This window comes from Streptomyces sp. NPDC088350 (assembly GCF_044753545.1).
GTDB lineage: Bacteria > Actinomycetota > Actinomycetes > Streptomycetales > Streptomycetaceae > Streptomyces.
In genome coordinates this window covers 323,903-346,041 of record NZ_JBIVNL010000011.1, presented here as the reverse complement: position 1 = coordinate 346,041, position 22,139 = coordinate 323,903, and the positions used below count along the sequence as shown (strand labels likewise).

17 protein-coding genes, 1 tRNA gene and 2 pseudogenes are annotated in these 22,139 nt (G+C 70.5%); 10 read left to right on the top strand and 10 right to left on the bottom strand.

What is annotated here, in order from left to right:
* Positions 1-88: 88 nt before the first annotated feature.
* Positions 89-748: an NADPH-dependent F420 reductase gene (locus ACIQBL_RS35775; RefSeq protein ID WP_401949543.1), complete on the top strand. Its 660-nt coding sequence runs from the start codon at positions 89-91 to the stop codon at positions 746-748.
* 55 nt (positions 749-803) lie between these two features.
* Here the strand turns inward: ACIQBL_RS35775 and ACIQBL_RS35770 are convergent, their stop codons facing one another.
* The 3 genes from ACIQBL_RS35770 to ACIQBL_RS35760 form a co-directional block, all read right to left on the bottom strand.
* Positions 804-1,361, bottom strand: a complete 558-nt coding sequence (locus ACIQBL_RS35770) for a GH25 family lysozyme (RefSeq protein ID WP_401949541.1) — start codon at positions 1,359-1,361, stop codon at positions 804-806.
* Between the two features lie 35 nt (positions 1,362-1,396).
* On the bottom strand, positions 1,397-2,437 hold the full coding sequence (locus ACIQBL_RS35765; protein ID WP_401949538.1) for a phosphatidylinositol-specific phospholipase C domain-containing protein: 1,041 nt from the start codon (positions 2,435-2,437) through the stop codon (positions 1,397-1,399).
* Between the two features lie 114 nt (positions 2,438-2,551).
* Positions 2,552-3,472 (bottom strand): aminoglycoside phosphotransferase family protein, encoded by a 921-nt coding sequence (locus tag ACIQBL_RS35760; RefSeq protein ID WP_401949536.1) that lies wholly within the window; start codon positions 3,470-3,472, stop codon positions 2,552-2,554.
* 642 nt (positions 3,473-4,114) lie between these two features.
* On the opposite strand from ACIQBL_RS35760, the gene ACIQBL_RS35755 reads away from it, so the two are divergent.
* Both ACIQBL_RS35755 and ACIQBL_RS35750 read left to right on the top strand, forming a co-directional pair.
* Complete coding sequence (locus tag ACIQBL_RS35755) at positions 4,115-4,393, top strand: hypothetical protein (protein WP_401949533.1); 279 nt, start codon at positions 4,115-4,117, stop codon at positions 4,391-4,393.
* Between the two features lie 193 nt (positions 4,394-4,586).
* Positions 4,587-4,874, top strand: a complete 288-nt coding sequence (locus tag ACIQBL_RS35750) for a hypothetical protein (RefSeq protein ID WP_401949530.1) — start codon at positions 4,587-4,589, stop codon at positions 4,872-4,874.
* Positions 4,875-4,913: 39 nt separating this feature from the next.
* Here the strand turns inward: ACIQBL_RS35750 and ACIQBL_RS35745 are convergent.
* A pseudogene (locus tag ACIQBL_RS35745) lies at positions 4,914-6,050 on the bottom strand (N(5)-(carboxyethyl)ornithine synthase); the annotation flags it as partial.
* A 267-nt stretch (positions 6,051-6,317) separates the two neighbouring features.
* Here ACIQBL_RS35745 and ACIQBL_RS35740 point away from each other — a divergent pair.
* Positions 6,318-8,303: a tetratricopeptide repeat protein gene (locus ACIQBL_RS35740; RefSeq protein WP_401949527.1), complete on the top strand. Its 1,986-nt coding sequence runs from the start codon at positions 6,318-6,320 to the stop codon at positions 8,301-8,303.
* Here the strand turns inward: ACIQBL_RS35740 and ACIQBL_RS35735 are convergent.
* A complete protein-coding gene (locus ACIQBL_RS35735) occupies positions 8,300-10,066 on the bottom strand; it encodes a translation initiation factor 2 (protein ID WP_401949525.1) in 1,767 nt (588 codons plus the stop codon). The genes ACIQBL_RS35740 and ACIQBL_RS35735 overlap by 4 nt on opposite strands.
* A 190-nt stretch (positions 10,067-10,256) precedes the next feature.
* On the opposite strand from ACIQBL_RS35735, the gene ACIQBL_RS35730 reads away from it, so the two are divergent.
* On the top strand, positions 10,257-10,679 hold the full coding sequence (locus tag ACIQBL_RS35730) for a hypothetical protein (RefSeq protein WP_401949523.1): 423 nt from the start codon (positions 10,257-10,259) through the stop codon (positions 10,677-10,679).
* Positions 10,680-11,341: 662 nt separating this feature from the next.
* A complete protein-coding gene (locus ACIQBL_RS35725) occupies positions 11,342-11,749 on the top strand; it encodes a hypothetical protein (protein ID WP_401949520.1) in 408 nt (135 codons plus the stop codon).
* On the opposite strand, the gene ACIQBL_RS35720 is transcribed toward ACIQBL_RS35725, so the two are convergent.
* Positions 11,729-13,312 carry a protein kinase gene (locus tag ACIQBL_RS35720; protein WP_401949517.1) on the bottom strand — a complete coding sequence of 528 codons (1,584 nt, stop codon included), beginning with the start codon at positions 13,310-13,312 and terminating at the stop codon, positions 11,729-11,731. The two genes, ACIQBL_RS35725 and ACIQBL_RS35720, sit on opposite strands and share 21 nt — an antisense overlap.
* A 221-nt stretch (positions 13,313-13,533) precedes the next feature.
* Here ACIQBL_RS35720 and ACIQBL_RS35715 point away from each other — a divergent pair, with 221 nt between their 5' ends.
* The 3 genes and pseudogenes from ACIQBL_RS35715 to ACIQBL_RS35705 all read left to right on the top strand — a co-directional run.
* On the top strand, positions 13,534-14,556 hold the full coding sequence (locus tag ACIQBL_RS35715) for an LLM class flavin-dependent oxidoreductase (protein WP_401949514.1): 1,023 nt from the start codon (positions 13,534-13,536) through the stop codon (positions 14,554-14,556).
* A 415-nt stretch (positions 14,557-14,971) separates the two neighbouring features.
* Positions 14,972-15,073 (top strand) — tRNA-Thr (locus tag ACIQBL_RS35710).
* 422 nt (positions 15,074-15,495) lie between these two features.
* Positions 15,496-15,770: pseudogene (locus ACIQBL_RS35705) on the top strand (ATP-dependent RecD-like DNA helicase); the annotation flags it as partial.
* Positions 15,771-15,837: 67 nt separating this feature from the next.
* On the opposite strand, the gene ACIQBL_RS35700 reads toward ACIQBL_RS35705, so the two are convergent.
* On the bottom strand, positions 15,838-17,007 hold the full coding sequence (locus ACIQBL_RS35700) for a hypothetical protein (protein ID WP_401949511.1): 1,170 nt from the start codon (positions 17,005-17,007) through the stop codon (positions 15,838-15,840).
* 158 nt (positions 17,008-17,165) lie between these two features.
* On the opposite strand from ACIQBL_RS35700, the gene ACIQBL_RS35695 reads away from it, so the two are divergent.
* A complete protein-coding gene (locus tag ACIQBL_RS35695) occupies positions 17,166-19,460 on the top strand; it encodes a 2OG-Fe(II) oxygenase (protein WP_401949508.1) in 2,295 nt (764 codons plus the stop codon).
* Positions 19,461-19,655: 195 nt separating this feature from the next.
* Here the strand turns inward: ACIQBL_RS35695 and ACIQBL_RS35690 are convergent, their stop codons facing one another.
* From ACIQBL_RS35690 to ACIQBL_RS35680, 3 genes are all read right to left on the bottom strand, one after another.
* Entirely contained in the window at positions 19,656-19,889 is a 234-nt protein-coding gene (locus tag ACIQBL_RS35690; RefSeq protein WP_401949505.1) for a histidine kinase, read from the bottom strand.
* A gap of 97 nt (positions 19,890-19,986) precedes the next feature.
* Entirely contained in the window at positions 19,987-20,451 is a 465-nt protein-coding gene (locus ACIQBL_RS35685; RefSeq protein ID WP_401949503.1) for a histone-like nucleoid-structuring protein Lsr2, read from the bottom strand.
* A 76-nt stretch (positions 20,452-20,527) separates the two neighbouring features.
* Positions 20,528-21,919, bottom strand: a complete 1,392-nt coding sequence (locus ACIQBL_RS35680) for a hypothetical protein (RefSeq protein WP_401949500.1) — start codon at positions 21,917-21,919, stop codon at positions 20,528-20,530.
* Positions 21,920-22,139 lie beyond the last annotated feature (220 nt).

Below are 22,139 nucleotides of genomic sequence, written 5' to 3'. Positions count from 1 at the left end.
CGGGTCCGGAATAGCCGACGGCCGCACGAGGTTGTGACCCTCCAGACGCATGCACATGCATCGGTTCTGGATCGGCGAAGGGTCTGTCATGAAGATCGGCATCATCGGCGCGGGACACATCGGCGGCAACCTCACCCGGCGGCTCACCGCTCTCGGTCACGACGTCTCCGTCGCCAACTCGCGTGGCCCGCAGACACTCACCGCACTGGCCGAGGAGACGGGCGCGACCCCCGTACCGGCCGAGGAGGCGGCGCGGGGCGCCGAAGTCGTCGTGGTCACCGTCCCGTTGAAGGCGGTACCGGACCTGCCCCAGGGCTTCCTCGACGGCGCGGCGGAGAACGTCGCGGTCATCGACACCGGCAACTACTACCCCGGGCGGGACGGCCGGATCGCCGCCATCCTGGACGAGGGGCTCACCGAGAGCCGCTGGACGGCGGAGCGGATCGGCCACACCGTGATCAAGGCGTTCAACGGCACCTTCGCCCAGGACATCCTGGACCGCCACCGCCCGGCCGGCGCCCCCGACCGCCTCGCGCTCCCGGTGGCCGGCGACGACGAGGCGGCGAAGCGTGTGGTCAGGGCCCTGATCGACGACCTCGGCTTCGACACGGTCGACGCGGGCGGCCTCGACGAGTCCTGGCGCCAGCAGCCGGGGACACCGGTGTACGGGCTCCAGGAGGGCGTGGACGCGATCACCAAGGGGCTGGCGGAGGCATCGAAGGAGCGGACGGGCGACTTCAAGGGCTGAGGAGTCGGCCCGCACGCGCGCCGAGAGCCGGGCGGTGTTCCCGGACCCCGCCGGCTCAGGCGCTCTCGGCCCACGTCCGCAGGGCGGCCTTGCTCGGGAAGTCCGCGACGTTCTTGTCGTGGGGCTCGGACGTGTACTGGTGGAAGGTCCAGTCCGCCTTGATACGGGGCTTGCCGGCCGTCGTGTAGTCGGCGATCCACAGGCCGTCGCCCGCGTAGGACGTCGTGTCGATGTTCAGCCAGAAGTCGCGGTTGGTGTACAGGACGACCCGGTTGTCCGGCCGAAGTGCCTTCAGCTTGCGGATGAAGCCGTCCTTCTCCGCGTTCGTCGCGCGGGTGCCGTCGCCGGTCGTCTCCCAGTCCACGGCCAGCAAATCCCCTGCCTTCTCAGGGGTCTCGCTCACGAAGTACTCCACCTGGGCCGTGATGTCGCCGGGCCAGAGGAAGTGGTAGAAACCGACGACCAGACCCGCGTCCCGGCCCGTCTTCGTCTGGGCGGTGAGTCTCGGGTTGACGTACGAGCGGCCCTCCGTCGCCTTGATGAAGACGAAGGAGGAGCCGTCCGTGTCGTACGCGGTGGGCTGGTACGCGCTTACGTCGATGCCATGCAACATGGGGGACTTGTGCCCTGTCCCCGGCATCCGGAACCTCAGCTTCTCGTGGCCACCGAGCCGAGGACCGACGCCGGCTTCGACGACCAGTCCGAGGTGATCACGCTCGCGTGGTCCGCCGCCAACAGGGCCAGCTTGGCGGCGACTTCCGCGTCCGTGGGCGTCGTGGAGGAGATCGCCGGGGCCACCGCGTACGCGTCCGTCATGATCAGGATGTAGTGGTTCGCGGAGTAGAACGACGTGTCGTAACCGTTGTTGACGTACGTCGCCGCGTCACCGTCGAAGAAGACGAACCACGGGCGGATCGACGTGTCGGAGGTCCAGCGGCTCGCCCTCGGATCGCCGTTCGCCGCGCCCAGCACCGCCGGGAATGCCTGCGCCTGCGAGATGGTGCCGGCCGCGTACAGGTCGCGCAGGTGGTCGCCGTACTCCTGGTCCGTCCAGTAGTGGTCGAACGGGTTCGCCTGCTCCACCGTGCCCGGGATCAGCTCGAAGACGAACTTGCCCTTGAGGGCGTCGCGCGAGGGCCACGCGTTTGCCTGGGCCGCCGCGTCGAGCGTGGAGTACGAGGAGCCCAGCAGGTCGGACGGCTTGTAGACGCTGCTGCCGAGCTTCTGCGAGACCAGGGTGTCGAACGCGGTCGGGCCGAGACCGATGGTCTGGTTGAAGCCCACCTTCATCTCCACCTTGACGATGACGGGCGCGTGGTCCGGGTGGAGGGTGTTCCAGGCGGCCATGTTGTCCAGGCAACTGCCGAGGTCCTGATTGCGGTCCTTGCTGTACAGGTCGGCGGGGGTGCTCGCGTACTCGCAGTTGTTGTCGTTGCCGAGCGGGTTGCTGTGGCTGACCCGCCACCGCTTGCTCAGACTGTCGACGTAGACGTCGAGTTCGAGCAGCGAGGCCCCCGAGTCCAACGCCTGTGCCCAGTACGTGTACTTGTCCTTCTCGTACGCGTTGTGCGTGCCGATCGTCGTCGTCTCGGAGAACTTCGGCGCCGCCGCGTGGGCATTGCCCGCGGCCCCCGTCACCAGCAGAGCGGCGGCGCCCAGCAGCGCAGCCAGCCGTCTTATCGCCTTCATGGGTCTCAAGTCCCCTTCGCCGTGGCCTCGTTGGGCGGCAGCAGCGTAGGGGCGAGCGGTTACTGTCCGGTAGTCCCTGGAGGAACATCGGCTGCCGCCCGTCCCGGGTCGGCGTCAGGGGCTGGTGGACGTGACTGCGGTGTGCTCCGTGAGGACCTCGGTGAGCTGGCGGGTGGTCTGTCGCGCGACGCGGGGTTCGGTGGCCGCGTGACTCGTGTACGCGTTCAGGCCGGTGGCCAGGGCCCAGCCCATGCCGCGGGTCCAGGTGGCGTCGTCCGGGCCGAGGGCGGTGCGGAAGAGCGGGCGGGTCGTGGCCGACAGCAGGGTGTAGGCGATGACCAGATCGCAGGCGGGATCGCCCATGCCCAGGCCGCCGAAGTCGATGACGGCGGAGAGGCGGCCGTCGACGGTGAGCAGGTTGCCGGTGTGGAAGTCCCCGTGGCACCAGACCGGTTCGCGGTCCCAGGCGGGGGCGCGGAGCGCGTTGTCCCAGACCTCCGTCATGGCGGCCGTGTCGAACACCCCCTCCACGGCCTCGATCGCCGCCCGGGTCGCGTGGTCGCGGTCGGCCAACGGGGCGCGGTTCAGCTCGGGGTGGGCTCCGGGAAGCAGGGTCGCGGCGGCGGGGAGGCTCTGCAACTGCCGTAGAAAGTAAGCCAGTTGATGCGCGGTAGCGTCGGGGTCCGCGAGGTCGTCCGCGGTCGGTGTCGTGCCGTCGAGCCAGCGGGTCACGGACCAGTGCCAGGGGTAGCCGGGGCCCGGTGTGCCGAGCCCCAGCGGTTCCGGGACGGCCAGCGGCAGCCGAGGGGCCAGGTGCCGTAGCCAGGTGTGCTCCTTGGCGGCCTCGCCGTCCGCCCAGTCGCTCCGGGGCAGCCGCACGGTCATCGTCTCGCCGAGCCGGTAGATGACGTGATCGGAACCGGCGGGCTCCAGGAGGGTCAGGGGCAACGCGGCCCACTGCGGAAACTGGGCGGCGAGCAGGCGGCGGACGAGGGTGGGGTCGAGGGCGGGGGCGTTGGTGGAGGCGGTGGTCATCTTTCCCTTTCCCGGGTGTGTACCGGTCAAGGTTGGCAGCGGATGGTGCGGTGGTCACGGGAATTACCGGCGGGGAGGCCGGTGCCGTCGGTCGGCGTCGGGCGACTTCTCTTGTCAACGGGGCGTCGGCGCCGAGGAGTTCGGGGAGCGGGGGTCTCATCCGGGTCCGAGGCCGGGGCCGTTGGCGGTGTCGGCAGGATGCGGTCCTCCCACCAGGACAGGCCCAGCACGGTGGCGAGCAGGACGAAGGGGGTCGAAGCCGGGACGATCAGCGCGTACATGTGTGCCGCCTGTCGTGGAACACGTGCGAGGCGGCGGGCAACGGAAGGGTGCCCGCACGGGGCGTATCGATGCCGCGTGGGGATCCGGCACCGGTGCGCGAGGTGCGCCCACGAGGGAGCGCGAGAGGTGGTCGACGCTGCCGGGGGCTCGGGCCGTACCGCACACGCTAGCCCCCGCCGCCCGTACGGGACAGACGGCAAGTGGCCATCCGGGGCGGCGAGGGGAGCTGGGGGGCATCGGCCGGTTCCGCGGAAGCCCGGGACCCGGATCGCTGCCGGTTGCCTCCGGCGGGGACTACGCTGGCGGCACAGGCCCCGGCCCCCGGCAGTGAGACTTCGCTCCGCTCCGGGGAGGCCCGCCGTGTTCGTTCTGCTCGTCGTCCTGATCGTGGTCCTGTTCGGCCTCGGCTTCGGCAACGCCCTCTGGTGGGTGGCCGCGGCCGTGCTGGTCTTCGGCGCCACCCGGCACGGCCGGGGAGGCGGGGGCGGCTGGATCCGCGGTGACGGGTCCGATCTCCGGGACTACCGGGACTACGCGGACCGCCGTGACCGTCAGGACCGCTGGGACCGCCGCTACAGCCGCCGGCACCGGGCACGCCGGCGCCGCGAGGACCGCCGGGACCGTGAACGCCGTGGGTGACCGATGAAACCCATGAACCTGTGGGGAGCCGGCGCCGGGGCCCCGGCCCAGTCGGACCCGCCGGGTGCGGGCACCGGCGCCACCCATTGTCCCCGTGCCACCGGTGCCACCCGTCGAGCAGCCGTCCGCGAGGAGAACGTCCGTCTGGCGTACCGCGAGGTTTCAACTCGGCTTTACGGGCCACCCGTTGAACATGTCCAGACGCTACGGCGGAAGCCCCGCGGGGACGGTCGTCTCCCTCATCGCCGACATCGCGGCACTGATCCTGATCCTGTGGATCGTCCTCTACCTGTTCGACGCCAACAGCGCGAACACCACGGTCTCCTGGGTCCACGACGCGGCCGACTGGCTATCCGGCTGGTCGCACAACCTCTTCACCATCCACTCGGCGGACTGGCGCACCGTGGTCAACTACGGCCTGCCCGCCCTCCTTTACCTGTTCATCGGTCACGCGGTGGCCACCGGGGTCAACAGGGCCTAGACCGCCGGACCCCTGAAGCCCCTGGAGCCCTTGGGCCTCGGGGGCGTGGGGGTAGGCGGCCGACCGGTGCTGGAAGGAGAGGATCTTCGGGTTCTGGACGACACCGTCCCGGATCTCGATGGCCTTCCTGACCGTGACGTCGCCGTCCCACGAGGCGGGGCCGCTCATGACCTTGAGCAGATAGGGCAGGAGCGCCTCGCTGATCTCCCAGGTGGCGGAGTCCCACAGGTGGGACGGGCTGTGGTCCACCGCGTAGTAGTGGCAGCCCGGCCCCACCGTGGACATCGGGTCGCCGAAGCCGCTCGGCCGGGCCCAGGCGAAGCCCATGCCCTCGTCGCAGGCGACGTCGATGAAGAAGGTCCCCGGCTGGAACAGGCCCAGTTCCTCGTTGTTGACGAACATGAGCGGCGCGTCGGTGTCCTGGAGGACGCAGTTGACGACGATGTCGAACCCGGCGAGGTACTGCGCGAGCGGCACGGGCCCGAGCCCGGTGACCGCCTGGAGCCGCGTCGGATCGTCCTCCTGCTCCTCGAAGTGCCCCATCACGACCGACGGCATCGGCGAGGCCACGGCCGCGGCGGCACGCTGGGTGAGCACCGTGACGTCGGAGACCCCCATCGCGCCCAGGCCGGTGACCGCGCCGCGCGCGGTGGCGCCGAAGCTGATGACGCAGGCCCGCAGGCGGCGCCCGTAGCTGCCGGTCAGGCCGCCCAGCTGGAGGGCGTGCAGCACCGAGCAGTAGCCGGCCAGCTCGTTGTTCTTGTGGAACACATGGACGCTGAAGGCGCCGGTGGACGTCCAGTGGTTCATGGCTTCCCAGGCGATCAGGGTCAGCCGTCGGTCGATGCCGATCTGCGTCGTCTTCTCGTCCTGCACGCAGTGCGGCCAGCCCCACAGCACCTGGCCCTCGCGCAGCTCCGCGAGGTCCTCGTGCATGGGTTTGGGCAGCAGCATGATGTCGCACTCGGCGACCAGTCGCTCACGGGACCGCAGGCCCGCCACGAGTGGTCGCAGCGCGTCGTCCGCGACGCCGAACCGTTCGCCGTAGCCCTCTTCGAGGAAGATCCGTTGCCTTATGTCCGGGGCGATCCGGTCGAGGTGGCGGGGGTGCAGCGGCAGACGGAACTCGTTCTCCTTGCGGGAGGAGGCAAGTACTCCGAGACTCATCAGACTCATGTGGGGCGGCTCATTTCCGACCGGACACAAGAGGCGCTCCGGCCTTGCCGTTCCCCGAGGGCGACGCCGAAACGGCTGACGGCGTGCGAGGTGCGCTCGGTAAGGCCCACGTTACTCCAGTCCGGAAAGGCGCGGTTTGCGCGCCTGCCGGACGCCGGGCGGCGAAAGTCCCTAGAGTGCATGATCGTCGGGTAGGCGCACAGGCGATGACGGATGGCCGAGGGGGCTGCTGTGAGGGTCGAACTTCCGCCGGGGACACTGCACTTCGTGAACCGTGACGACGAGCGGGAACGCGCGCTGCACGCCGTGGCGGAATGGCGGAGCCCGTCCCGGCCGCTGGTTCTGGCGCTGAGCGGGCCGGGCGGTCTGGGCAAGACGGAACTGGCCGTCCTGATCGCCCGCACCCTGGGCGAGCACCACCGCTTCACGGACGGGCTGCTCTCCGTCGATCTCGACGACTTCCGGGCGGACGGCGTGCTGGACCCCGGCGATGTGCTCTCCCAGCTGCTCACCACGTCCCTCGACGTGGCGCCGGACCAGGTGCAGGCCCAGTACGCGGCCCGGTGCCGGCAGTACTGGAACAGGACCTCCGAGGCGAAACTCGTCCTCCTGCTCGACAACGCGCGCTACGCCTCCGAGATCGTCCCCCTGCTCCCGGCGTCGGGCACCAGCGTCGTGATCGTCACGAGCCACGGCCCGCTGCACGACCTCGAATCCGGTGCCGCGCTGGATCTGGCCCTGCCGCCACTGGACGAGCGGGCCGCGACACAGCTGCTGGAGCTGGTCGCCCGCGACCACCGCCTGGCCGCAGACCCGGAGGCGGCGCGGGCCGTGGTCCGGTTGTGCGACGGCCTCCCCGCGGCCCTGCACGCGGCCGGCCGCTGGGTACGCGCGCACCGGCTGCGCCCGCTCTCCCGCCTACTCGCCGATCTCCAGGCCGAGTTGGACGAGAAGGGCGTGTCCGGCGTGGAACAGATCTGGGACACGGTCTACGACGACCTGTCCCGCCCGGCGGCCCACGTCTACCGCCTGCTGGCGCACCACCCCGGCGAGACGTTCACCCTCCACTCCGCCGTCGCGCTGTCGGGACTGGCGCCGGAGGCCTGCCAGGACGCCCTGGAGGAACTGGACCGGGCCGGCTTACTCGACCTGCGCCGGCTGCCCCTGACGGAGGCCGGCCAGATGCGGCTGCCGGGCCCGCAACGCGGACACGCCCTGCGCCGCTCCCGCCGGGAGACACCGGACGACGTCGTCGCCGAGGCGCAGGCCAGGCTGCTGCGCTGGATCGTCCGCCAGGCCCAGCTCGCCGACCGGTTCGCGGCCGGCGAGCGGCTGACCGTCGTGGACCTCCTCGATCCCGTTCCCGGTGTGCCGGACGCGCCGCTGGAGGATCCGGGGGCGGCCGTGGACGGCGCGGCCCGGACCGAGCGGGCCGAACGCGCGGCCCGCTGGCTGGACGAGGAACGCCATGTGCTGTTCGCGTGCTCGCGCCTGGCCCACGGCCGGGGGATGGACACCGAGGTCGTCGCCCTGTCCGAGCCCGTGTGGACGCACGCCCTGGACCGGCCCCACCAGTCCGAGGTCGTCGAGGTCTTCCGACGCGCGGTCGACTCGGCCGTCCGGCACGGCGGGAACGCGGCCTGGCTGGTCCGCACCCGCTGCCAACTGGCCCGCCCGCTCTGGGAGTCGGGAGACCTGAACGAGGCGCGGGAACAGATCGACAGGGCGATGTCAGCCCTCGAACTGCTGGGAGACTCCAAACGCGACCGCAAACTCGCCGCCTCGGCCGTCGAGTTCCGCGGCATGCTCAACAGCGCACAGGGCGACTGGAGTTCGGCCCTGGCCGACTTCTCGGACTCCCGCGAGAGGCACCGGGCGATCCCCAATCCCTACGGCGTCCTGCTCCAGACCTATCGGATGGGGGAGGCGAGCGCGCGGACGGGGGACCTCGATGCCGCGCGGTCCCTGCTGGCCGAAGCACACGCGGGGTTCGTGGCGAAGGGGCGCGAACGGCTCATCGGCCGCTCGGCGTTCGCCCTCGCCGGCGTCCTGTCCCGCCTGGGTCTGCCGGACGAGGCCCGCGCCTTGTACCAGGAGTCGCTCGCTCGCGCCGACCGGCGCCGCTCGGGCTTCGACCTGGCCCGTGTCCACGACGCGCTCGCCGAACTGGACGCAGGGGAAGGGAACTTGGCGCAAGCCGAGGAACACCGGGCGGAGGCCCAGGCGCTTCGGCGGAGCAACGGCCTGCTCTAGATCAGCTGTTCCGTTTCGGCGTCCGTGGCCGGGCGGAGGGCGACACGGAAACTCCGTTCCCCGACAAGGCAGTTCAGCGTGGCGTCGTCGGCGGGGTCCCGGGAGACCAGCCGGGCGTGCACGGCCGACAGCGCGACGGCCGGGTCGAGCCGTACGACCCGGCCGTCCTCGGACCGCGGTGCGACCTCGACGGCGTACGGCTGCTCGTGGCCCCGGAACCTGAGCAGGCACCCGCCGTCCGGCAACAGGGCCGCCGCCGAACGGCAGTTGGGGTACGCGGACAGGGCGTGCCGGGTCCAGCCGTCGGCGGTCCAGGCCACGTCCACGGGGACGCCGGATGCCGGGAGGAGCCGGCGCCGGTACAACAGGCCTGCGGAACGCGTGAGTTGCTCGGCGGCGGCACCGAACTCCACGGCCAGGTGGTGACCGGGCGGGCCGGTGCCCGCCGGGTGCCGGGTGATACGCAGACCGGTCGGGACCGCCTCCACCTGGACGTCGAACGCGGCCGGGACGCGGGCGGCGGGCGCGGGCGCGGGCAGGAGCCGGGGTGTGACGCCGTGAGCGGGCGGTGCGAGGGCGAGCAGGGCGTAGATCTCGGTTCGCAGGCGGTCCATGGCATCGCCCGGGGGTGCGAACGCGGCCTGAGCGGCGGTGCGTCCGGGGCCCGGACGGTACGACCGCAGCGCTTCGCCGATGCCCTCGATGTCCCCGATGTTCTCTATGCCCTCCGTGTTTCTCAACTTCGTTACACAGTCGAGGAGTTGACCCATCGGGCTGGTGGGGATCAGCTCGCCGCCGCCGGGGTGGACGCTCACGACGGGGCGGTCCTGGGCGGCGGCGCAGTAGTACAGGGCGGCCGATCCGTGGTCGGTGACCAGGGCGTCGGCGGCGATGAGGACGGAGGCCCACTCCTCGTAGGGGTCCGGGAGGATCAGCCCGGCGTCGACGGCGGGTGCGAGCCGTTCGGTCAGTTCGTGGGTGCCGAGGCGGCTGCGTTCGTTGGGGTGGATCACGAGCGCCAACTGGTACTCGTCGTAGGGGAGTCGGGCCGCGAGTTCGGCCGGCAGTCCGGGGTGTCGCCGGATGAGGGACTCGGGGCCCCAAGTGGAGTTCAGGACCAGGAGTTTGCGGGCTCCGGTGCCCAACGCGGCCCGGTAGCGCTCCCGTAGAGGCGACGAGGCGAGGACGCGTTCCAGGGTGAGATCGCCGATCACCTTCGCCTGCCGGGCGGCCTGCGGGTTCGTCGCGGCCAGCCTGGTGACCTGGTCGGGGTGGGCGAGGGCGTGCAGCGCTATCGGGGCGTCGTGGTCGGCGCGTTGGAGGTAGGACCGGTCCAGTCCGGACGCCGAGTCGGCCGAACCCTCGCCGGGGATCGACTTGTTGAAGCCCGCGCCGTGCGGGAGGAGGACGTGCGGGCCGCGCAGCAGCCTCAGGTCGCCCTTCGGGCTCGCGGCGACGACCAGGTCGTAGGTGCGCGTGAGCGCTTCGCTCCAGGGCACGGTCCGGCCGCCGAGGGCGTCTAGCGCGGCGAGAGCGTCGGCTCCGAAGGCGGAGCCGGGGACGAGGGTGAAGCGGCGGCTGATCCGGTCGTCACCGGAGAAGACGGGGAGCACATCGAGCAGGCGGTACAGGGCCACGGCTGACCGAGCCGCGAACAACACCGACCGCCCGTCGCCCGTCGCCCGTCGCCCGTCGCCCGTCGCCCGTCGCCCGTCGCCCGTCGCCCGTCGCCCGTCGCCCGTCGCCCGTCGCCCGTCGTGCATGAGTCTCCAGCCTACTGCCATCCGGTGCGCGGAAGGAGCTGTTTCCGCTGGTCGGGGGAGGTTCGTTCACGTCGTCGGGCGACATGATCCGATCCTATCGCGCGCTGTTCGAAGGTCGCCGGGAGTGATCCGCGCCGTACATTGGGCAAGGGTGGTGTGACAGGCCGTGGCCGATCGCGAGGATGGCGGAATGAGTGAGTGGGCAATCGCGCTGATCGCCGCGGCATCGGCGATCGCGGGCAGCGTCGTGACCGGCTGGTACACCCGGAGCGCCGGCATCCGCCAGGCGGACGCGCTGCTCGAATCGGTGCGGATGACGCTCCGCGCGGAGTCCGACCACCGCGAGTTCGCCCTCCGCCGTCAGACCTACGCGGAGTTCCTCGGCGCGGCGGAGGCCAGGATCCTCGCCGAGCGGAACGGCCGGGGCGGGCCCGACGACGAGGTTCTGCTCCAACGGGCCCTGAGCGGAGTCCTGTTGGAGGGCCCCGCCGATGCCGTCGCGGCGGCACAGCACCTCGTCGACTGCCTGCGACGCCACGAGAAGCCGGACGAACTCAACCGCGCGAAGCTGACGTTCGTCTCGGTGGCACAGGAGTGCTGTGCGTCCCGGTGACTGTCCGGGGCCGGCGCCGGTGAGGCATCCGCGAGGTGCCCGGCGTCCGGGCAGGGTGCACGCCGGGCGGTCCGGCAATCCTCGATCAGGTGACAGCTCTCCGCGCGGCCGATCGAACACCACATGGTGATCGCACCTCCCGGCGGCCCCTGGGGCAACACCCGCATCCTCGAACTTTCGTCCGACGATCGACATCGCCCCCTACGTCACCGACCGCGCCCGCCGCTTCCTCGACGACACCGGCTACCAGCAGGTCCGCGTCCACCTCGGCGACGGCGACGGCGACCGCGCCCCGCTCAACTTGCCGCCCCCGACAGCGTGGACGCCGTCATCGTCACCGTCGAGGCCGCGACATCCCACCCTCCTGGACCGATCGGCTCACCGAGGGCGGCCACCTCGTGGTGCCGCTGCGCATCCACGGCTAGACCACGGCTAGACCTGGTCCATCCCCTTCATCTCATCCAACGCGACGGGCTGCTGACCGCGGACACGTACACGGTGTGCGGGTTCGGCCCCTCCAAGGCCCGGCCAGCGCCAGGACGCCGTCACCCCGCTCTGCGGCGGCGAAGTCACCGTACGGCTCGCCGACAACACCCCCGCCGACACCAGCCGGCTCGACGACGCCCTCGACATGCCCCCCGGAACACTGGACCGGCATCACCATGCCCAGCGGCACGCCCTTCGACACGCTCCTGCTGTGGCCGGCGACCCGCCTCGCCGGCTTCGCTCGCGTCTCCGTCGCCCCCGGCCACGACCCCGACATCCTCACCCGGACCGGCAGTTGGGATGCCGCCGGCCACGTCCGGGACCGTTCCCCCGCCCGCCTCCTGACCCGGAAACTCCCGCTCCGCACATCCGGCTCGCCGTTGTGGGAGTTCCTGGGGCCGCGAGGCACGCGCGGACACCGGCCACGCCTGACGGTCCGTCCCGCACCGGGTGGCACACCGGGCGAGGAACCGGCCGTCATCAGGAAGCAGCACGTGTGCCTCACCTTCGACTGGGACCCGCCCGCCGCGAGTTCCTGTCCCACGACACCCCCGGCATCGGACTCAGCACAGGTAGTTCGGTGAACTGGCCCAGTAGACGAGGTAGGACCATGTCTCCGGGCCGATGAGCCCGTCCACCGTGATGGCCGCGCAGGCCTGGAACCGCCTCGTCGCCGCCTCCGTGACGGGCCCGAAGTCCCCGTCCTCGGGAATCGTGCCTCCTGCCATCGAAAGGTTGAGATAGCACTGCGCCTGCTGGACCGCCGCGCCGGATGAGCCATTCTTGATCGTCGGACGGCTGTCGGTGTAGCCGCAGGACGTGGCAGGGCCCCGTGGCAAGGTGCCCGTCGGCGGGGCGACCGTCGCCGTCACCGTGACCGGCGGCGCTTTCGTCACCGTCGGGGTGCTGGTCACCGTCCGCACCGGCACTGGCACTGGCACTGGCACCGCAGTCCGGACGGCCGCACGGGGAGGGGTCTGCGCGGCCGTCCGGGCCGTGCTCCGGGAGGTGGCGGGCGCTGACTGGGAGGGGTCATGGGAAGTGCCGCTCAGCACCATGGCCGCGCCGCCGCCTCCCACCAGGGCCACCGCGAGTGCGGCCCCGGCGATCAGCAGCGACGTGCGTCGCCTCCGCGTGGGCCCCCGCTGTTGGTCGTACGCCGCCGGATCGGCCTCGGGTCGGTCGACCGGCGCCTGCGAGGGCACCGGTGTGGGAGGTGTGGCCCGGGTGGGTGCCTGGGGGAGACGTTCCTCGGCGGTGCCTTCCGCCGACACCACCACCTGCGTGGCCGGATGCGCCGCTGCCCCGGCTGCCGCCGCGTCCACCGGCAGCTCGGCCGCCACCTCGTTCAGCATGCGCCGGGCCTGCTCAGCGGTGGGCCGTTCGGTCGGGTCCTTGCGAAGCAGTGCTTCGATGACAGGAGCGAGGGGGCCCGCGTGCCGAGGTTCGGGAAGCTCCTCGGCGACCACCGCCTGCAAGGTGCTCATCGTCGTAGTGCGGTGGAACGGGGACTCCCCCTCCACCGCGGCGTAAAGCGTCACACCGAGCGACCACAGATCGGACTCCGGACCCGGGCGGTGGCCCATGGCGCGCTCCGGAGCGAGATAGTCCGGCGAACCGACGACGTCGCCGGTGCGAGTCGGACCGCTGGAGCCTTCCACGACGGCGATGCCGAAGTCGGTGAGCACCACCCGGCCGCCACGCTCGAGCAGCACGTTGGCGGGTTTCACATCCCGGTGGAGAACCCCCAGTTGATGCGCGCGGTCAAGCGCCGACAGCAGCTGCACCCCGAGTCGGGCGGCGTCCCGTGGCAGCAGCGTCCCCTCAGTGGCGAGGACGTCGGCCAGCGACCGTCCGTCGATCAGCTCCATCACGATCCACGGCCGGCCGTCCTCTTCCAGCACGTCGAATACGGTGACGACCCCTGGATGCTTGACCCGCGCCGCGGCCCGAGCCTCCTGCTCCATCCGGGTGTGCAGTACCGCGAGCTCTTCGCGCGGCAGACCGCTGACCGTCAGCTCCTTCACCGCCACCTCGCGGCCGAGCACCTGATCCCGGGCCCGCCACACGGTCCCCATCCCACCGCGGCCGAGCTGCTCGACGAGGAGATACCTTCCGGCCAGCAGCCGCTGCTCCTCGCCGCTCATGGTGTATGCATGTTCATGGTTCCTCACTTCCGCCGCGACGCGGCCGAGGATCCCGCCTCCTTCCATGCTGTGCCGACCGCTCGGCGTTGTCGCGCCGAACCGGACCATGAAGGCCATGCGTCAACACGACGTGAGGCGCTTCCGCAGGGTGATGCCGGTTGGCCTGGTCACGGTGTGCCGGCGCGGGGAATCAATCGTGGCCTCCGGGCGCTCTGGCCTGCGTGAAGAAGATAGGTTTTCTTTCGTTCGGTCACTGGTCGCCGAGTCCGCATTCCCAGACCCGGTCCGCCGCCGACTTCCTGCACCAGTCCATCGACCTGGCGGTCGCCGCCGAGGAGCTGGGCGTGGACGGCGCGTACTTCCGGGTGCACCACTTCGCGCAGCAGGCGGGCAGCCCGTTCCCGCTGCTCTCGGCCATCGGCGCGCGGACCTCGAAGATCGAGATCGGCACCGGCGTGATCGACATGCGCTATGAGAACCCGCTGTACATGGCCGAGAACGCGGGCGCCGCCGACCTCATCTCCGGCGGCAGGCTGCAGCTCGGCATCAGCCGTGGCTCACCGGAACAGGTGATCGACGGCTGGCGCTACTTCGGTTACGCGCCTGAGGAGGGGGAGAGCGGCGCGGACATGGCCCGCCGGCACGCCGAGACGTTCCTCAAGGTGATCGAGGGCGAGGGTTTCGCGCGGCCGAACCCGCGGCCGATGTTCCCCAACCCGCCGGGGCTGCTGCGCGTCGAGCCGCACTCCGAGGGGCTGCGCGAACGGATCTGGTGGGGCTCCAGCTCGAACGCGACCGCCGTCTGGGCCGCGACGCTGGGGATGAACCTGCAGAGTTCCACCCTGAAGGACGACGAGACGGGCGAGCCGCTGCACGTCCAGCAGCGCAAGCAGATCGAGGCGTACCGCGAGGCGTACAAGGAGGCGGGCCACGCGCGCGAGCCGCGCGTGTCGGTCAGCCGCAGCATCTTCGCCCTGACCGACGACGTGGACCGGGCCTACTTCGGCCGCGACCGCGACTCGCGGGACCAGGTCGGCATGATCGACGACACGACCAGGGCGATCTTCGGACGCTCGTACGCCGCCGAGCCGGACGCGCTGGTCAAGCAACTCCGGGAGGACGAGGCCATCCAGGCCGCGGACACCCTCCTGCTGACCGTCCCGAACCAGCTCGGGGTCGACTACAACGCCCACGTGCTGGAGAGCATCCTGACCCAGGTGGCACCGGAGCTCGGCTGGCGCTGAGTGCTCTGCCGCCCTGCGCGCGGGGCGGCTCGGCACCGTGGTGGTGGTCGGGCGACCTCGCATGCCCGACGGATCAGCGGACCCGCCTTCCCCAAGCCGACTGCCGAGGCGACGCGCACCGCCACATCGCCCGCCCCGAGGCGGCCGATGCGGCCGGTACCGACGGCTTCCTGCCTCCGCAGGCACCGGCGGCGTCCGGCACCCACGGGATCACCAAGCTCGGGCGGGACCTTCCACCGCGTGGACACGCAAGGCCCCGACAGCGCCGAAAGACACGAACGCGCTGCTCAGCCCCCACCCCCTCAACACTCGATGATGTCCACCGCGAGCTCGCCCCGCGCCGTCTCCTTGTACGTCACGGACATGTCGGCTGTCTGTGATCACGGTGTTGACTTGGGGTTTTGTTTCGATAAGCGCGGCTTACGTGGCGTCGGGGACTTCTTGCGGACGCTCGATCCGACGAACCGGCGTACTCGTAATGCGTAGGTCTCGGGTTCGAATCCCGAAGGCGGCTCCATGGTGAACCCCAGGTTGGGCCTCTGACCTGGGGTTTCTTCTTTTGGGTGACCTTGGAATTCGGGTTATTCGGTCAGTTGGCTTCTATGCATCGCAATGCGTAGGTCGTTGATCTACTACCTGTCGGGTCTGGGTAGTCCAAGGGGTCTTGACCTGCAGTTTTGCTGCACTGAAGCGTTGAATTGGTCCGAGGGGCGGCGCGTCCGGTGGACAGCCGGTGGACAGCTGTGCGTGATGCTTCGTCAGAATTCTCTCGCTCGTCTCGACCGGTGTGTGACGGGTTGCGTGTCCGAAGGGGACCGGCGGCATGGGGCTGTGCAGTTTCGACAGACAGCAAGGCTGGTTGCTGGGCTTGGCGGGTTTCTGTGGTGAGCGTCAATGAACTCGTGCAGACGCTTCATGGGTGGCCCCCCTCACGGTTCGATCCCCTCGGTACGGCTGACCAGGATCTTCCGACAGGCCCAGCGGCCCGTCGCCGACAGGCCGGGGTGGTGACGAGCACCCACCGGATCAACCAGGGCCTGCCCCCGCTGACAGACGGCCTGCCCGACTTCTTCGTCTTCGTGGAGGACGGCACCGACATTGATGCGGCCGGTCTTAACGTCGACGTGGTGGCCAGGCGGATCCCGCGGAAATTCGGCCTCGACCCGCGCCGCGACGTCCAGGCGCTGGCCCTCATGCACCGCTGCCCCACCGGCCGCCCTACCGCTCTCGCCGCCCTCCGCCTCCTGACCGAGGGTTCACGCGACCAGATCTGAGCGCGCCTCAGCGGGCCGTCAGGCCGGCGTTGGTGAGGCGTCGCATCAGCGAGGACTTGGCGCGGTGCTGATCGCGCAGGTCGTGGAGGCGCCGGGCGAACTCCTCGGGGGTACCCGCCCGGTCGTGGACCTCGCGGAGATCCTTCAGGAGGGTGACGGCGTTGTCGTAGGGGCCGGGCTGTTTCTGCCCGATCAGGTGGGCGATGTTCTGCCAGGCTTGCTCGGCGTTCTCGGCCAGGGCGTTCAGGTGGCTCTCGTGAGCCCGCTGCTCGGCTCGGCGGGCCTGGGCGCGGGCCTGCTCTTGCTGCCGTGTGTGCTCGCTGCGCACCTCGTGGGCGGCGTCGAGGAGCTCTGCGGCTGAGCGGCGCCGGGCGGCCGTGGACGGTTCGGCTGTGCCGTGGGACGCGGCGCGGTGGCGGGCCAGGAGTGCGGGGCCCGGCTGTGGGGCGGTGCCCAGGGCGGCGTCCAGCAGCAGGGTGTCCTTCTCGCGTGGTGGCAGGGCGCGGATCCAGGCGGCGAGTGCGTCCTTGTCGATTGCCTGGGAAGGGGCGGCACCGCTGGCGTGGGCAGCAGCGGTGAGCAGGTGCGGGTCGATGTGCAGGAAGTCGGCCAAGGTCTGCTGCGGACCGGTGAGTTGGGCAAGGCCTGCGGGTACGGGCGGCTCGACGGTGGAGGTGTACTCGTCCTCGTCGACGTCCTCCTCCAGCTCCCAGCGGGTGAGCGCGGAAAGCCAGGCCAGATAGAGGGGACGCAGGTCGCCCGCGGCGAGTTCGGTACGCAGGGTGGTAAATGAGGCGAGGGTGAAGGAGGTCTCGAAGTCCCACTCGCCGCCGTCTTCGGACGAGTAGGCAAAGTCGAGCAGCAGATGCCCGTTCCTGGTCCAGCAGGTCAAGGCGTCTTCCACACAGTACGGTTCGGCGCTGCGGGCGGGCAGCAGCGTGGTGGGCAGGCGCAGCATCAGGCGCCGCGAGCCCCAGTTGGCGAAGTACAAGTGGGCGTCGTACAGCTGCTCCATCAGTCTGTGCTCATCGCCGCGGAAGTTGCCGTACTGGTACTCGTTGACGAAGTGCGTCGCGCTGATCCTGGCTCGGCTCGACAGCGCCCGCACCCCTTCGAGCTCATCCTTGGTCAACGGTCGGTCGATGGCCTGGAACTCGTAGTACTGGTACTCGCTCACGGCCGTTCAGCCTACCGACAGGCGCTGCGGCTCATCTCACGGAACCTGGCTGTGATGCCTCGTTCGGGGCCCATCCACGGTTACGGTCCTGGCGGTGCCGTCGGGTTCGTAGGATCGAGCCGAGAACGACGGACCCGCAGGGGGCGGAGGGCAGGCACGTGGTGGTGACACCGAGGGAACGGCTGGCTGGGCTGCTCGGCGGGGCGAAGAAGGCGGGGGCTTTCAGTGCCCGGCTGGAGGCACCTGTGGCCGGACTGGGCTTTGAGGTGGCAGGGGTCGGGCCGGTGAACCTTCCGCTGCGGGCGCCCCAGGTGAAGCGGCTGATCTCGGTGGCACGGCCTGCGTTGTTCGGGCGGGGCGAACAGACGCTGAGCGACACCAGTGTGCGTGACACCTGGCAGATCCTGCCGGATCAGATCAGTCTTGCCGGTCCTTCCTGGTCGTCGCTGCTGAGCGGCGCGCTGGAGCATTTTCGGGACGCTCTCGGTCTCCCGCCGGCGACCCGGCTGCGGGCTGAGCCGCACGCGATGCTGGTGTATGGCAAGGGCCAGTTCTTCCTTCCGCACCAGGATTCGGAGAAGGACGACGCCATGGTGGGCACGCTGGTGCTCTCCCTGCCCTCGGCGCACACGGGGGGAGAGCTGGTCATCGAGCACGCCGGGCACCAGTGCGCATACCGTGCCTCGAAGACGGACCTGACCCTCGTCGCCTTCTACGCCGACTGCCGGCACCAGGTCACTCCGGTCCGAACCGGGTACCGGGTGACGCTCACCTTCAACCTGCTCGCCGAGCCGGGGACTTCGGCGGAGGCGTCCGGACCGCTGGCGGAGCTGGCACACAGTCTGGGTCGGCACTTCGGCTCGCCCGCCAAACCGCGCTACGGCACCCGCGAGTTGGATCCGCCGACCCGGCTCGTGTACCTGCTCGATCACGAGTACACCCAGCGGGGTCTGAGTTGGGAGCGGCTCAAGGGCGCCGACGCGGGGCGTGCCGCTCTGCTGCGTGCCGCCTCCGGGCAGGCCGGGTGCGAGTCGGTGCTCGCCCTGGCCGAGGTGAAGGAGACCTGGGATGCCTATCCCGAAGGGGACGATCCCTGGGACGACCACGGGTACGACGGGTACGGCGAGGACGACGACGGTGATGCGGGCGAGGCCGGCGAGGACGGGGACTACGTCCTCCAGGAGCTGATCGACGACGAGATCACCCTGGGCTGGTGGACCGGTCCGGACGGCACCGGTGGCGAAGAGATCTTGTTGCGGGTTCAGGACTACGAGGTGTGCGCGAGTACCGAAAGCGCGGACCTGACGCCCTACGACTCCCAGTACGAGGGATACATGGGCAACTACGGCAACACGCTGGACCGGTGGTACCGGCGGGCCGCGGTTGTCGTGTGGCCGCGTGAGCGAGCCTTCGCGGCACGCGGCGAGGCCGGATCGCGGTGGGCCCTGGAGGAACTGCGCGTCGGCATCGCGCGGGGCGACCTGGACCGGGCGCGCAACCAAGCCCAGACCCTCGCACCGTTCTGGAAGCACACCTGTCCGCAACCCGAGCTGCTGGACTGCGCGCTGCAGGTGGCCGGGGGCCTGGATGCGGCCGAGACCGCAGCGATGCTGCTGGAGCCGTTCACGGCGGGCGGGCTCAGCCCGGAGCACGCGGGCGCACTGGCCGCGGCAGCCGAGCGGTACGGAACCGGGTGGACGGGCCGGGTCGTCGACGCCTGGTTCGTATCGGAGGACCGCCTCCGACCGGAGCAGTACCAGTGGACCGAGCGGTTGCCGGAACTGTGCGCGGCGCTGCGCGCCCATCGGGCGCCGGCGGTGGCACGGCGGCTGTCCGCCGGGGTCTGGGCTGCGGTGGACAGTGGCCTGCGGTTGTGGACCACGACCGGGCCGGCCGAGATCCGCCGAGCGCAACTGCAGCAGTTGGCCCTGCCGCTGCGACACGTCCTGGCGGCGGCCGACGAAGAGCTGCGGGACGGGATCCTGGCAGCGCTGCGCGAACGCGGGGACACGGTACTCGAGTGCCTGATGCCACTGCTGCGCCGCGCCGCGGAGGCGAGCACGTCGGCCGAGTGGGGCGTGGCGGGGCTCGACGCGATCGCACAGGACAGCGCGGACCGGCTCCGCGCGGTGTGCGAGCGGCCGTCGCGCGCTGCTGACGACTGGTCAGCGGCCTGGGACGGGTGCGGCTGCGAGCTGTGCGGTGTCCTCGGTGCGTTCCTCGGCTCCCGGTCCCGGCGGGTCTTTGAATGGCCGCTGGCGAAGGAGGGGCGGCGGCATGTGCACGCCAGGCTCGACTCCGCCGAGCTGCCGGTGCGCCACCGGACCAGGCGGCAGGGGCGCCCGTACACGCTGGTACTGACGAAGACCCAGGAGCTGTTCACCCGTGAACAGACGGTCCGCAGTCAGGCCGCGGCGGACCTGGCATGGCTGATGTCCCTGCGGAATGGATGACCGCGGCTTCCGGCTCGGCGGCCTTGTCGCGCGGATACGCCCCGGTCGGCGTGTGCGGCCGCAGTCACTGCGGCGGTGGAGTCGGTGCTGGCGTGCTTGAGCGTGTTGGTCCGGGCTTCCTGGGCTGTGCGGTGGACGGCGAGCTGGACACCGCTGCCCGGCGCGTCGAGATCGCCCACGGCCCGGTAGCCACGGTCAGCCCCGCGCCCAACGGAGGTCCACGTCACGGACCCTGGGCTGCGGGCTGCGTAGCCCCTCGCTCTCCTGCTCCTCGCGCAGCACGCCCAGGACGCGGCGTAGCTCGCCCATGGCCTGGCGGCCGGCATCGACCAGGATGTGCAGGGCTTCGGCGGACCGCTCGTTGGGGTGGGCAGCGAGGGCCGCGGCGCCGTCGGCCTTGGCGACAGCTGGCCCGCTGTCCGCAGGCATAGGTGGCTTCGGACAAATCACGGTGCCAGCGCTGGGCTTCGGCTGCACCAGCGCCGGTGCTTTCAGAGTTGTCCACCGCACCCGGAACGGTTCATCCTCACGGACGTGTGGGGTGGGCGGCTTGGTAGGCGTCCCAGATCGCCGCCCGCAGCTTTCCCCGGGGCGGGACGTCGATCCCCTGGCCTCGGGCCCACGAGCGGATCTGGGCGGTGGTTGGTTCCTGCGCTCCGTCCTCGGCTACGGGGGCCTCGCGGGGCGTGCCACATTCGCCGCCGGGACGCGGTGTCCGACTCGGCTGCGGGTCCGATCGTGGCGGGGCCGCGGTGGTGAATCCTCGGCGGTCGAGGATCCTGCGGCGTTTGTGGTGCATTCGCTCCAGCAGCGGTACCTCCGAGTCGAGGTAGTCGTGGACCTCGACGTGGCTCTTCTTGGCCTCGGTGTTGCGCATGATCCGGCCGACCTGCTGAATCACCCGGCCCTTGAACGAGATGGGGCTGGCCAGGAACAACGTGTCCAACACGGGTGCGTCCAGCCCTTCCCCGGCGAATCCCCGAGAGTTCACGATTTCTGAAGGTGTCGAGGGGTGAACTGTAGGTGTGGTGTGGCCATTTGGGGCTCCTTGGCCGTGGGTTCGAGGGCTATGCGGTTGCGGTGCTGCCGGCGTCCTCGGGGGCTGTGGCGCGGATGTAGCGCATGCTGGTCTCGGAGCTGAGGTTGAACATGGTGGCGATGTGGAGAGGATCCGGGCCGACTGCGGTGGCCTCTTCGAGGACGCGGTCCTGGCGGAGGCTGTCGGCTGTGGCAGGCAGGTTCTTGAAGAGCCCCTTGAGCCAGAATTTGCTGACGGGAGTGTCGCGCCGGGCGGTCTGCTGGGTGCGGAGGAGGTGTGGGTTCGACGAGCTGGGCCAGCGCGTATCGCGGTAGCACCGGTACTCGCGGATGGCCTGGGCCGTGAAGTCGTCCAGCGGCCGGCTGCTGTCGCCTCGGCGGAGACGGCGAGCGCCCAGGTCGATGTCTGCGTCCTGGAGGAGCCTGATCTCGCGGGGGAAGAGTGCGTGGATGCCGGCCAGCGCGAGGACGACTCGAAGCGGCAGGCTGCTGCGAGCGGCCGTGGCGACCTGCTGTATCCCGTCTTCGGGGAGGGGCGTGGGCAGGTTGACGTGGGTGGTTCCAGGCTTGATGCCTCGGGCCGGGTCGACGAAGATCAGCCGCTGGGCCTTGAGGACCTTGAACAGGTCGCGCAGCGCGACGAGTTCACGCTGGGTGTGCTCTTTGCGGGTGGAGAGCCAGTCCGTCAGGTCGTTGCGCGTGACCTGCCGCAGCGTCGAGTAGCGCGGAGCGCAGTATTCGAGGGCGAACGGGACGATCATTCGCAGGTGGACGTCGACCGTGTCGCGTGATCTGGGGCGGCGGCGGTCGGTGCCGTTGCGGAGGACGTCGAAGTAGGCGGCGGCTTCGCTGCGTATCTGGTCGGGAAGCGGCGCGAGGTGGGTGTTGACGAGCTCGGCGACGGTGTCGGGGGCGTCGTCCAGCAGCAGCTCCAGGTCGTCGAGCATGTCGATGAGGTGGATGACGGAGACTTCTGTGTGCTGGGCGAGTGCGTGCACGGTGGTCGCTTTGATCTTCTCGAAGGGCTGATGCAGTGCGGCCAGGAGCATCAAGCCGCGCTTGACTCTCTTGTGGGTGTCATGACCCCAGCCGCGGGACACTGCGAGTTCCCTGGCCCGGTGGGTGAGGAAGTCTGCGTACTGCGGATCAATTGGAGTGGTGCCGTTCCAGGCCCGTCCCTTCTGGCGCTCGCAGGTGCTCAGGTGGCGGAAGTCCCAGACGGGTTCGAAGAGTGCGAGTTGTCTGCCTCGCGGCGCTGTCAGCAACGCCGGACGAACAGCAGTCGCTGCATCCACGGCCAACATCAACTGGCCAGTATCTACTGTCTTGTTGGAGCGTCCGCCCCAATGAATCAGGCTGGCGAGGAACATCTGCTGGCCGGTCGCGGCCGCGGCCTTGAGATCGAGCCTGGGCTTTCCCACGGAGGGATCTTTAACGCGACCGACGATGAACGCGGCCTGGTGGCGGCAGGTCCGGCAGACTCCATGCCACAGCGGGGCCGTTCTCCGACAGGTGCCGCAGGAACCGCTGGGGTACCTGTGGCGCCACGTTCGGCATGGCACGCACAGAGTGCTGGAGGCGTGGGGGTGGAGGTGCAACCCCCACGCACCGCAGGTCTCGCAGCTGTCCGCGACCGCGCTC